The organism is Ktedonobacter racemifer DSM 44963, from assembly GCF_000178855.1.
Taxonomy (GTDB): domain Bacteria; phylum Chloroflexota; class Ktedonobacteria; order Ktedonobacterales; family Ktedonobacteraceae; genus Ktedonobacter; species Ktedonobacter racemifer.
This window is the reverse complement of record NZ_ADVG01000003.1, coordinates 493,365-505,149: the sequence shown is the minus strand read 5'-3', so window position 1 is coordinate 505,149 and position 11,785 is coordinate 493,365. Positions and strand designations below refer to the sequence as shown.

General features: G+C 53.9%; 8 protein-coding genes. 2 read left to right on the top strand and 6 right to left on the bottom strand.

Annotated features, from left to right (window positions below):
• Window positions 1–393: 393 nt before the first annotated feature.
• Window positions 394–1,071 (bottom strand): class I SAM-dependent methyltransferase, encoded by a 678-nt coding sequence (locus tag KRAC_RS62845; protein WP_052568728.1) that lies wholly within the window; start codon window positions 1,069–1,071, stop codon window positions 394–396.
• A gap of 597 nt (window positions 1,072–1,668) precedes the next feature.
• Between KRAC_RS62845 and KRAC_RS31235 the strand changes: the two genes are divergently transcribed.
• Window positions 1,669–2,877 (top strand): FAD-dependent oxidoreductase, encoded by a 1,209-nt coding sequence (locus KRAC_RS31235; RefSeq protein WP_007914249.1) that lies wholly within the window; start codon window positions 1,669–1,671, stop codon window positions 2,875–2,877.
• 152 nt (window positions 2,878–3,029) lie between these two features.
• Here KRAC_RS31235 and KRAC_RS31230 read toward each other — a convergent pair whose 3' ends face one another.
• From KRAC_RS31230 to KRAC_RS31210, 5 genes are all read right to left on the bottom strand, one after another.
• Complete coding sequence (locus KRAC_RS31230) at window positions 3,030–5,207, bottom strand: PAS domain S-box protein (RefSeq protein ID WP_007914246.1); 2,178 nt, start codon at window positions 5,205–5,207, stop codon at window positions 3,030–3,032.
• 187 nt (window positions 5,208–5,394) lie between these two features.
• Window positions 5,395–7,779: a PAS domain S-box protein gene (locus KRAC_RS31225; protein ID WP_040445390.1), complete on the bottom strand. Its 2,385-nt coding sequence runs from the start codon at window positions 7,777–7,779 to the stop codon at window positions 5,395–5,397.
• A 229-nt stretch (window positions 7,780–8,008) separates the two neighbouring features.
• A complete protein-coding gene (locus KRAC_RS31220; protein WP_007914243.1) occupies window positions 8,009–8,317 on the bottom strand; it encodes a response regulator in 309 nt (102 codons plus the stop codon).
• 780 nt (window positions 8,318–9,097) lie between these two features.
• Complete coding sequence (locus KRAC_RS31215) at window positions 9,098–9,565, bottom strand: Fur family transcriptional regulator (protein WP_007914241.1); 468 nt, start codon at window positions 9,563–9,565, stop codon at window positions 9,098–9,100.
• Window positions 9,566–9,817: 252 nt separating this feature from the next.
• Window positions 9,818–10,450 (bottom strand): helix-turn-helix transcriptional regulator, encoded by a 633-nt coding sequence (locus KRAC_RS31210; protein ID WP_007914237.1) that lies wholly within the window; start codon window positions 10,448–10,450, stop codon window positions 9,818–9,820.
• Window positions 10,451–10,626: 176 nt separating this feature from the next.
• On the opposite strand from KRAC_RS31210, the gene KRAC_RS31205 reads away from it, so the two are divergent.
• On the top strand, window positions 10,627–11,505 hold the full coding sequence (locus KRAC_RS31205) for a Rieske (2Fe-2S) protein (RefSeq protein WP_007914235.1): 879 nt from the start codon (window positions 10,627–10,629) through the stop codon (window positions 11,503–11,505).
• Window positions 11,506–11,785: the final 280 nt, after the last annotated feature.

Below are 11,785 nucleotides of genomic sequence, written 5' to 3'. Positions count from 1 at the left end.
GCCTTGTTGGTTCTGTTGCCAAAAAATAGGAGTGGAAACGCATGTCGAAAAGGAACCCATCTTCTGCATCTTTTATCCGTAGCATTGCTTGAAGTGTTTCCCTTGGGACGAGCGCAACAATGTTCGCAACAGAACCTGAAATGACAGCTTTTTAAAGCGAGAAAGCAATGATCATTTTTTGCTTCAATGGCACATCAATCCTCTGAGCACGCTTTTCACGCGGCGTCAAGGGAAAGCGGAGCGGCCTTGACGCCGCGTGAAAAGCGTGCTAAACGCGCACAGCCATTGAAGCAACTCTCCCTTCACTCGGCTCGGAATTTCATCGGCGCTGACAGCTCTTCCTTGCTGGAAAGAGGCACAAGCTGTGTAGCGGTATGGATCACGTCTAAATAGCTATGCGACAAGCTTATGGTAACTGGCCGTATAGGACCACCAGGAAGTTCCTCTATATCCCATATCTTGCAAGCCTACGTTGATAGCGAGCTTTCGAGGAGTTTTCGGAAGGCGGAAGTCAGGATCACAGAGTTGTTCAGTCACCGCCAACGTTCCGCCTGGTTTGAGCACTCGTGCACATTCACTGAAAAGGGCTGGCATATCCGGTACTTCACCAATGACCGTCGCAAGAAAGACCATATCGAAGCTTGCTGATAGCAATGGGAGCTGCTGAGCATCGCCTTGCACGATCTCTACATTGTTCACCTGCTCCCTATGCAATTGCTGACGAAGCCTAGCAATCATCTCGGGCTGAAGCTCAACGCAGGTGACACTGCCTTGCTTGCCTTGCTCAGCAACACGCCGTGCCAGGAGCGTTGTGAAGTGACCGGGTCCAGGCCCAATTTCCAGCACGCGCATGCCAGGGGTTACGCCCGCACGTTCTACAATCTGTTCTAAAGAGCCAAAAAGCCTGCGACGGAACGCCGAGTTCAGGTAGAATGCAAAGCGGGGAGGCATAGGTTTAGGGTCAAGCCTGCCTCTGATCCGTAGAATGATCTGGCCAATCATAAAAAGACTCACTAACCCAGTAATAGTAAAACCAAGCCAGCGCAATAACCTGACCAGAAATATGTGCATTGCTTCTATTCCTCCTGGAAACCTTCCGCTGTGATGCTGTTCAAGCTGGGTGTTATGCATTGCTTCTATTCCTCCTGGAAATCTTCCGCTGTGATGCTGTTCAAGCTGGGTGTGAGGTTTCCCTCCCTTCTGAAATTTCGCTCTAAAACATCTACCCATCTCCAGTTCCTTCAAAACAATTGTATGCCTCATCTGTATAGGCATATATCATCACTTATTTTTTGTATATACATGCCTATGCGCCTATCATGGTTCTCAACGTCAATTTCTTCATTGGCTTTTCGCGCCTACAGCGCTCAGAGGGGAGTGTATGGTGTGGTGGGTTCTGAGCTTTGCCCAGAACCCACCACACCATACACTCCCCGAAAGGCCGTTTATGATCCGTCAGAAATGAAAGGGCGATTTTGAGAAGCCCTGGTGGGCCTATTTGCAGACGAAGAAGCAAGGGGCATCAGCTCATCCACAATAGCAAGGATGGCACACTGGCAGAGCGAGGGCACTGGTCTGGCAAACGATGCATTCAGATATTTCCTTCAAAGATACTGAAGAGAGAAAAAGACTGTCTAGGAGACAATTCTGTATCTAGAAAGGGAATGCATGGAAACAAGCAGGAGAAAAGCCTTAATTATTGGTTGCGGCATCGCTGGCCCTGTTGTAGCGATGTTTTTGCAGCGCGCAGGCTTTGAAGCAGAAATTTATGAGGCACGGAGCAGGCCCGATGATTACGCGGGTCTCTTTCTCAACATGGCGTCCAATGGTCTCGATGTACTTCAGTCTCTAGGGCTGGATGGCCCCGTTAAAGCGGAGGGGTCTCCTGTTCCTCGTATGCTTATGCGGAGTGGGAAAGGCAAGCACCTTGGGGAGATACACAATGGTGCCCCAAAGAGTCAGGGAGGCGAGAGTGTTATCATCACACGAGGAACCTTGAACAGGATCCTACGTGAGGAAGCGATGTGCCGAGGAATCACGATACACTTCAGCAAAAGGCTGAGTTCTATCAAGATCGTCAATGAGCAGCAGGTAAGCGCCTCTTTCGAGGATGGCACGATAGCCAGCGGTAATTTGCTTGTAGGCTGTGATGGAATACATTCCCGAGCGCGTCAATTCATGGTACCTCACATTTCCCAACCACTGTACACTGGGGTAATGGGTTACGGCGGATTCGCGTATAATTCGACCATTCCACCGACTCCTGGCGTACAGCACTTTATCTTTGGTGAGCGTGCAGCCTTCGGATATCACGTGAAGGCATCGGGCGAGATCTACTGGTTTATCAATTCTCCATCACCACAAGAGCCAGGGAAAACCGAGTTAAGCACGATAACAAACGACGAGTGGAAAAAGAGGTTTCTTGCCTGGTTCAGCGAGGATGATCCTCTTATTCAGGAGATCATTCATGCGACTGAGAGCGATATCGGCGTGTACCCGGTTTACGATATTCCCTCCCTGCCAGCATGGCACAAGGGACCCGTTGTCTGCGTTGGTGATGCCGCACACGCGACGGCCCCAAGTTCTGGGCAGGGGGCATCGATGGCGCTGGAGGATGCGATTGTACTGGCCAAATGCGTTCGTGATATGACGAGTCTGGAGAAGGCATTTGCCATGTATGAACGGCTACGCCGGAAAAGGGCTGAGAAAATCGTTCGGTCCGCGCGGAACAGGGGCCGGAATCAAATGGCGTCCAACCCGGTCCAACTGTGGTTCCGGGATCTGATGATGTCATTCTTCCTCAAACACTTCGCCAGCTCGAACTCGCTCGCCTGGATCTACTCTTATCGAGTGGATTGGGACCAGAAGGTGGTATAAGTGAGTTTGTTTCAATGATGTGGCCCCTACGAGGGAGCCGCATCATTGATAGGTGCGAGTGTTCACATTGCCTCACGGATCATGGCCTGCATCGTAGCTGGAAGTGGAATCCCCCCTTGTGTCACAGGTCGTGCGTGGAGTTCGTTCCCTGGTCAAGCATCCCTCCTCTTGGGAAGGGTCACCGTAAAGGTCGATCCTTTTCCGATTTCGCTGTCCACCGTGATGTTTCCCTCATGGCCCTTGACGATCTCGGCAACAATGTAGAGCCCCATACCCAGGCCGGGGATCGCTCGCTGGCTCAGATCCGGTGCCCGATAGAAGCGTTCAAAAATCTTGTCGCGCTGTTCTTGTAGGATGCCCAGGCCATGATCGCGGACACGGACGGTGACCGCATCTTCGGAGGCGCTGAGGTCGATCTCGACCGTCTCGGCGTCAGGAGAATACGTGATGGCATTGCTGAGCAGGTTGGTGAAGGCCTGTCCGAGTCGGTCCCGATCCCCGATCAGGCTGGTCTGCACGGTCTCACGTACCACAATGGTATGGCTTGGATGGAAGTGGTGCATAGTGTCGGTGACATCCCGCAGCAGCGAGCCGAGGTCCACCCTCTCCCGGACGTACTCCAGTCTGCCCGCCTGGATCCTGGAGACATCCAGTAGCTCTCCAATCAGGCGCTCCAGTAGCTTGATGGGCCCCTCTACCCTGGAAAGCGCGGTGGCAGCCTCGTGATGGGATTGCTTTTCGAGTCGTTTTCGCACCAGTTGGGTCTGCATCTTTACCGCGGTGAGCGGGGTCCCGAGTTCATGACTGGCCATATTGATAAGGTCATCCTTGCGTTGTTCGAGTTCCTTGCGTGCGGAGTTATCCAGCACAAAGGTGATCGCTTGGAGTGGGTGATGCTGGAAGACGCCCCCGCCCACGAGCACTGGAAGGCGACTGCCATCTTGACACACGTACTCTTTCTCATAGGGCGTCATCGACTGCTGGGTGGCCAGCTCCTGATGGGCCTGCTGGGTCCGAGCCAGATATTCTGGAGGGGTCATGTGCCTCCAGTTGATGCGCCCGGCACGCAAGTCTTCTCGGGTATAGCCGGTCATGCGCAGAAAGGTGTCGTTGGCGTCCACAATCTGCTCACCCTCGATGACGTTGATCCCGATAATGTTAGAGTTCATCAGGGCGCTCGCGCGCTCCTGACTCTGGTGCAACGCTTCCTCGATCCGCTTCTGGTCCTCAATGTCGGTGCAGGTGCCAAACCAGTGCAGGATCGTGCCCTGGGCATTGCGCTGCGGCACGCCTCGAGCCAGAAACCAGCGATACGCTCCGCTGATGCCGTCTCGCAGGCGATGCTCCACTTCATAAGGTCCCCTTGTCTGGATGGCGGCTTGCCACGCCTCCTGGACCTGAGGCCGATCATCAGGATGCACCCCCACCATCCAGCCATCCCCTTGGATCTGGTCGAGGGGCATCACCAGATAGTCGATCAAGCGTTGATTGTGGTAGGTGACAGACCCATCGGATCTGGCGATCCAGACCCGATGGGGGAGAGCATCCATCAGGGCATAGGTGGCTCCCTCGGCTCGCTTGCGCTCGGTGATGTCGGTCCCGACATAGACGAGGTACTCGACGTGGTGGTCCACCTCTTCGTGGGGAGTGATCGTTGCCTCAAGGTGAAGGTCCATCCCTTCCCTGGGGTGAACCAGAGTCTCGAAACGCACGGTTTCTCCCCTGCTGGCACGTGTGATGGCGGCGCGTAATTGCTGTTGACTCGCAGGATAAAAGGACCACCAGGGGGTTTGGGCAAACGGTTGGCCAATCACCTCCTCGCGGCGGATCTGCGCATCTGCTAACGGGACCTCATTGATTTCCAACAAGATCCCCTCGGGCGTGAGACATCCGACCCCGACATACAGGTTCTTCAGGACATCATCGGCGAGGTGTTCGTCTGGGACAAACGTCTCCCAGCGAGGCAACGGTTCTCTCTGCTCGTGGACATGCAACAGGAGTCCGCCAACGGCCGGAGAGAGTTGCACGTGCAGCCAGGTCCGGGTCACGGGAGAAACATACTCTACTTCGATTGGTGCTCGGGTCTGTTTGGTCTTCTGGACGGCCTGGTAGAGCGAGGTGCTCACCAGGTGGGGAGCGCCGCGCCACAATGGCTTGCCACATAAGTCCTCTCGTGTGGCTCCGGTGATAGTCTGGGCGCTCGCATTGGCATACACAGTCGTCGCGGCGTCATCGATGAAAAAGATGGCATCAGGAAGCGTCTCGAGAAGAGTGAGGAGCGTTCCACTCGACGCAGGAGTGACACACCTGGTCTGCTTTGTCTTCAACATAGTTCAGTAAACCTCCCTTTCACGTGTCCCAATCCCTGGTGGCGAAAATGCGTACCTGCTCTGACCTCAAGCGCTCTACAAGCGCTCTATTGGAATGATCTGCTAGATTCGAGAAACAAGCGAGTAGGAGCAATCCTCTCGCCGACCATACTCAATTATTGCACCAAGGGAAGGGGAAACCAGAAAGTCAAACCCTCTTCATTGGAAGGGTCACCTGAAAAGTGGAGCCTTTCCCGACTTCGCTCTCCACTGTGATGCTTCCTCCGTGATGCCTGACGATCTCTGCCACAATATACAAGCCCATCCCCAGGCCGGGAATGGCTTTCTGGTTGGGACCAGAGACGCGATAGAAGCGTTCAAAAATCTTGTCGCGCTGCTCTCGTGGGATGCCCAGGCCGTGATCGCAGACACAGACCGTGACCGCATCTTCGGAGGCGGAAAGGTCCATCTCGACCGTCTCGGCGTTGGGAGAATACTTGATGGCATTGCTGATCAGGTTGGTGAAGACCTGTCCGAGTCGGTCCCGATCCCCGATCAGGCCGGTTCCCCCAGTACCACGCACCACGAGGGTATGGCTCGGACTGCTCTGTTGCAAGGTCTCGGTGATTTCCCGGAGCAACGCATCGAGATCCACTGTCTCCTGAACGTACTCCAGTCTGCCTGCCTGAATCTTGGAGACATCCAGCAACTCTTCCACCAGCCGGGTGACTTTGTTGATCTGGGTCTCCATGCTAGAAAGGGCAGGCGCTGACGCCTGGGTGCCCTGCTTTGCCAGTTGCCTGCGCAGCAAGGTGGTCTGCAATTTCAAGGCTGTGAGCGGGCCCCTCAGTTCATGGCTGGCCATGCTGATAAAGTCATCCTTGCGTTGTTCGAGTTCCTTGCGTGCGGAGTTATCCAGCACAAAGGTGATCGCTTGGAGTGGGTGATGCTGGAAGACAATCCCGCCCACGAGCACTGGAAGGCGACTGCCATCTTGACACACGTACTCTTTCTCATAGGGCGTCATCGACTGCTGGGTGGCCAGCTCCTGATGGGCCTGCTGGGTCCGAGCCAGATATTCTGGAGGGGTCATGTGCCTCCAGTTGATGCGCCCGGCACGCAAGTCTTCTCGGGTATAGCCGGTCATGCGCAGAAAGGTGTCGTTGGCGTCCACAATCTGCTCACCTTCTTCGACGAAGATCCCGATAATGTTAGAGTTCATCAGGACGCTTGCGCGCTCCTGGCTCTCTCGTAAGGCTTCCTGCATCCGTTTCTGGTCATCGATGTCGGTGCAGGTGCCAAACCACTTAACGATCTGGCCTGCTTCATCACGTATCGACATGGCGCGGACTAAGAACCAGCGATACGCACCGGTCTGGCCATTGCTGAGACGCTCTTCGTGCTCATACATGGCTCCCGTGTCCAGGGCATGCTGCCAGAGCGCTCGGGTGCCTTCACGATCGTCGGGATGGATGAGTTGGAGATGAGCCCACCTGTTGTTTTGTACCTGCTCAGGTGTGAGCCCAGTGTAGTCACGCCAGCGTTGGTTCGTGTATTCGTGAACTCCGTCCGGTCCTGTGCTCCACACCAGCTGCGGCATCGTTTCGGCCAGCACGCGCCAGTTCTCCTCGCTTTCTTTGAGCTGCTGCTCGGCCCGTTTCTGCTCATCGATGTCGGTGGCGGTGCCAAACCACTTGACGATCTCGCCGGTTTCATTACGCACGGGCATGGCGCGGGCTAAGAACCAGCGATACGTCCCTGTGTGACCATTTCTGAGACGATGTTCGCTCTCAAAAGGTTCACCTGTTTGGAGGGCATGCTGCCAGAACGCTCGGTTGCCTTCGCGATCATCGGGATGGATGAACTGAAAATGAGCCCATCGATCGCTTTGCATGCGCTCACGCGTGGACCCGGTGTAGTCACACCAGCGCTGATTCACGTAATCGCGACGGCCATTGGGGAACATGGTCCACACGAGCTGCGGCACGGTTTCGCTCAGCACGCGAAAGTTCTGCTCGCTCTCCTGCAATCGTTCCGTCACTTGCTGGTGCTCTGCTATTTCGATCCGAAGCGCGATCTCGGTGGTCACAAAACTGGCCAGTTCCCGCACGATGCCGATTTCCCGCTCTGACCACGCGTGTGGCTTGGTATCAATCACACAAAAGCTTCCCAACGCCTGATTCTCCACCACTAACGGAAACCCCAGATACGCGATGGTTCCCACATCGGGAATCGCCAGATTATGCTCCAAGAACGCCTTTTCTCGCGCGTCTGTCACAATCAATGGCTGATTGGAAGAGACGACATACTGACAGAAGGAATGCGATAACGGCATTTGCTGTTGTGACGCCCACGGTTCTGGCAGGCCATAATAACTCTTAAAATACTGCCGATCCTTATCCACCAAGGAAACGAGAGACACCGGACTATTCAAAAGCATAGCAGCCAATTTCGTAAACCGATCATAGACCTCTTCGCTGGCGCTATCCAGCAGCTTACTTTTCGCCAGTACTCGCAACCTCTCAGCATCAGTCAGATTCGAAGAATCTTTTCCTTCCTCTCCCTTCGATTGCAGTGACTTTTTACTAGACATTACCAAGGTCTCAACCTCCTCGCATTTTGCACATCAAAAACAGGGCGGGCTCTCATGCTCGCTCGCAAGTCGAGAGAGCCCTCTTCTGAGATTGGCTTCCTCCGCCAGTGAGCCAGAAAGCGAGCGAGCTATTCCTCTGCGCTTCGCCTCGCTGTGGTGGGAGATGATGAACCTTCTCCCCGGCATATGGTCACAAGCGCCAGAAGCGTTTCCAGGTCAAATGGCTTGGTCAGAGCATGTCGAATGCCCATCCCAAGGACCTTCTAAACAGCATCGCCATCCGCACTGAGAATAATGATGGGGAGCAGCCCCCATCTGCTCGCTGCTGTAACATCTGAATGAGCGGGATCCCGCCCATCCGTGGCATCGTCAAATCCAACGAGACCGTCTCATAGCGTTCGCACTGGTGGGAAAAAATTTCCCAGGCGATCAGGCCATCGTTCGCGATCTCTCCCTCATATGCCTCACCCTCCAGCAACTCTTGCAAAATCGCTCGTATCTCCTGATCATCGTCAATGATGAAGAGGTGTTTGGCCATATGTTTCTCTTTCCCATTGGCAGGCTACGTGTCGTGGGGAACTGGCGCTGTATTTGGGCCACAGGTCATTGACCTGGGAAACCCAGAGCCGCTGGGGGACTGTTTTCCGTCAAATGGATTTCACGGAAGGAACCCATCATCTGCTCCACAGCCGAAAGGCGTGTCTTGTTCTGTTGAACAGAGGTGCCTCCTCTCATCATCAGTCTACGAGAAAGTCGAATAATATGCTCTTCATTCGTCAGGAAAGCTTCGATTCGTCGGCCAGGCACCCATCGGTTTTCGACGAAAGGTGTTTTTACTTTAGACAATGTCTAATATAGCAAGTAATTTAGACATTGTCAAGATAACAAGGGAAAACTTTTCTCGAGAGCAGTCTGGCTGGCATACTGGGCTGCATTCCATCAGGGCGCTCCCGCCTGGAAAGAACAGGGTCACGCTCTTGCGTAGAATGAAGCCTCGCAAGCGATGAGAATGGTTTGTCGACAGACCAATTTGCGTGAAAGATGCACAGAAAATGTGAAGGGAGAAAAATGCAATGTACGGGTTGTGGGATATTTGAGCGGTGACACTGAGGAGAATATTTCTCTGGTGAAAAGAGATGCAAATCTGTGAGAAAGCGAGGTGGCGTGAGTACATACACCAAACAAGCAGAAGCGGGAATATGGTGCATGGGAGGCCATTTATCCGGACAACTGTCTTTCCTTCAGGAGACGTCCCATCACATCTCCTGAAGGAAAGAGCGGCTTTAATCTGGCTGATGCGTAGCCATCGAGCAGCAGTTCATTGTGTGCTCTTTTCGCCCTGGCTATTCTCCTCTGCTTTTGAGAGGCAGGTTTGGCAGTAGCCGCGAAAAATGATCTGCGCCTCCTCGACTCTTCCCGGGACGCGCTCAGGGAGTAAGCACGGTTTTTCTCCTTTGAGGCAAGGGACATCGATTACCGCCCCACAACTCATACAGACGAAATGATGATGCCAGGTGCCGCCCTTCTCATAGAGGACACGCCCCGGACCAGCATCAGCCCGTAGCACCAGCCCTCGGCTCACGAGGGCATCAAGGGCATTGTAGATAGATGCGCGAGGCAAAGGCGTTTGACGTGCTCGCAGCTCATTGACGATCTCGTCGGCAGAGTAGTGTTCTTTCAATTCGTGGAGCAGACTCAAGACGAGCAGGCGTGGACGTGTCATCTTGAGGTGGGCTTCTTGTAAACGTTGGCCTGGGCTTTTCTCTTCTTCTCGTAATGCATTCATATTTTTATCTCTTCTCCGCCTACGCCTCGTTCACTGGAGCCCTCTGGTGCGAGCCTCTTCTCCTGAGGTTTGCCTTGAAGGGAGCCTTTTTCGAGCGGGGCCGCATGGGAGACGACCAAAGTGGCTCTGGTCTTTCTTGTCGATAATTTGGACATTGTCTAATCTTCCTTGATACTATAGTCTTTTCTTTAGACAATGTCAAGAATAATCTTCACCCAAACTTAAGTCCAAAGAGGTACTATGCTCTTCAGATCACGCCATACCATGAATGATGAAACAACAGGGAGCTGCCTTCCTCCCATCACACTGATCCTGGACAGAGGTTCCAATGACCTCTGAAAGCATTGTGCTCAGAAGGTGGCACACTTCTGGATGCCCCGGCACAACTGCTGCCAATGGGCAGCGATAGCCACGGATGATGTATATGTTCTCGCCTTGTTCCAACTCTGCCAGCCCACCCAGAGCATCAAGGAGCGCAAGTGCTCGCTCCAGACGAGGTGCTGGCTCTTCTGGCGAGGAAGGCCACAAGGCTGCAAGGCGACGACCCGTTGTTCGCATCAACAGGTCAATCTCCTCAGTGGTCAGGTGGTCAGTGAGTGTCTCTAGAAGCTGATGTAACACCAGACCATAGGCTTTGGGGAAGCGCCCCTCAGCGGCTGGGGTAAGAGCATAGAGCGTTGCAGGCTTACTACGGCTCCGACGCTGTCCCTGTTGCTGGACTAACCCATCTCGTTCCAATACCGTGAGTTGCGCACGGATCGCGTTGTCTGTGAGACCAAGCCGCTCGGCTAACTCTTCTACTGTATGACTGGATCGACGCAAGAGTCTGACCAGTTTCCCGCGAGTACTGCTCAAAAAGGAAGTGTCCTCTGGTGTCTGCTGCATATCTTCTTTCCCTTCTCTCTCACTCTATCACGCTACCAACAAGAAAGTCAAGAAAGTCAAGGAATTATTTGACTTTCTTCTCGATCTATGGTATAGAGATAGACAAGGACCCATTCGGGTTGTTGACTGACTTCTTGGTTATGACGTTATGAGGCACACGAGAGGAGTAAGATATCATGGACGAAACCCCTCCTGCATCATCACCATTTGTAGAACGGTTGAGTGAGAAATTGCAGCACCTCATCCAGATTCTGGTGGGAGCGCAGCGCACACCGCCTCGGCACCTCAAAAGCTTCCTCACTGGGACCTGGTTGGGGCATCCCCTGCATCCGGCGCTCACTGATGTTCCTATCACTGCCTGGCTGCTCACGGCTATCTTTGATGTGCTTTGGATCATCGGACCTAATGCTTTTGCCTGGGCTGCTCGTAGTGCGGAGGTCACCGTTCTGCTCGGCCTTCTTGCGGCGTTTGGTGCAATCGTGACTGGATTGACCGATTGGAGTGATACCTATGGAGCAGAACGACGGGTGGGGCTGTATCACGCCGTCTTCAATGCGACTGCGACCCTTCTCTATCTTGCTTCCTTGGTACTGCGTTTCTTGCAATCTTCGGGTGAAAGCCTTCCTGCAGCGGTACTCGGCTTGGTTGGGTTAGCCGCTGTCATGTATGCGGCCTATCTGGGAGGCGATCTTGTCTTTGTCAAAGGGACTGGTGTCAATCACACTGCCTGGGAAGCGGGAAGTGAACAGTATGAAGCGGTGCTCTCAGCAGAAGAGGTCGAAGAAAATAAGCTCTATCGGGTGACCGCGGCTGGTGTCCCAGTCCTCGTTCTTCGGCTGGGAGAACAGTGGTATGCGATCTCTGCAACCTGTCCCCATGCAGGGGCTCCCCTCGACGAGGGGACACTACAAGGAGCGATTGTGGAGTGTCCCTGGCATGGGTCTCGTTTCTGTCTACGTGATGGGCGAGTGCTCACTGGGCCAGCCACCGTCAATGCCCCTCGTTATGATGTGCGAGTTCGTGATGGTCAGGTAGAAGTCAGGCGCAAGGAGTGAAAGCGCACGAGGCGCTCACGCGGAATACGTTGATCCTAGAATAGCCTGCTTTCAAGCATGGCACGAACAACCTGCCAGAGATCTCTCCGAGTAGTTGCTGGCCAGGCAAAGCCAGCAATGGAATGCTGTTCATGCACGTGAGAACCAGGAGAAGATTTCATCTTGGATGGGGATCTTCCCTGGTTCGATCATGACAAGCAGCATAGGGAAGCGAACTCTTGTACTTAGCCACTATACTGATTCTTGTTCTCTCAAAGTTTGCCCAAATTGGTGGGCAAAA

What these genes read in the sequence shown, in the direction of transcription:
- KRAC_RS62845 (WP_052568728.1), bottom strand. Translation starts at nt 1,071, where the DNA reads ATGCACATATTTCTGGTCAGGTTATTGCGCTGGCTTGGTTTTACTATT.
- KRAC_RS31235 (WP_007914249.1), top strand. Translation starts at nt 1,669, where the DNA reads ATGGAAACAAGCAGGAGAAAAGCCTTAATTATTGGTTGCGGCATCGCT.
- KRAC_RS31230 (WP_007914246.1), bottom strand. Translation starts at nt 5,207, where the DNA reads ATGTTGAAGACAAAGCAGACCAGGTGTGTCACTCCTGCGTCGAGTGGA.
- KRAC_RS31225 (WP_040445390.1), bottom strand. Translation starts at nt 7,779, where the DNA reads ATGTCTAGTAAAAAGTCACTGCAATCGAAGGGAGAGGAAGGAAAAGAT.
- KRAC_RS31220 (WP_007914243.1), bottom strand. Translation starts at nt 8,317, where the DNA reads ATGGCCAAACACCTCTTCATCATTGACGATGATCAGGAGATACGAGCG.
- KRAC_RS31215 (WP_007914241.1), bottom strand. Translation starts at nt 9,565, where the DNA reads ATGAATGCATTACGAGAAGAAGAGAAAAGCCCAGGCCAACGTTTACAA.
- KRAC_RS31210 (WP_007914237.1), bottom strand. Translation starts at nt 10,450, where the DNA reads ATGCAGCAGACACCAGAGGACACTTCCTTTTTGAGCAGTACTCGCGGG.
- KRAC_RS31205 (WP_007914235.1), top strand. Translation starts at nt 10,627, where the DNA reads ATGGACGAAACCCCTCCTGCATCATCACCATTTGTAGAACGGTTGAGT.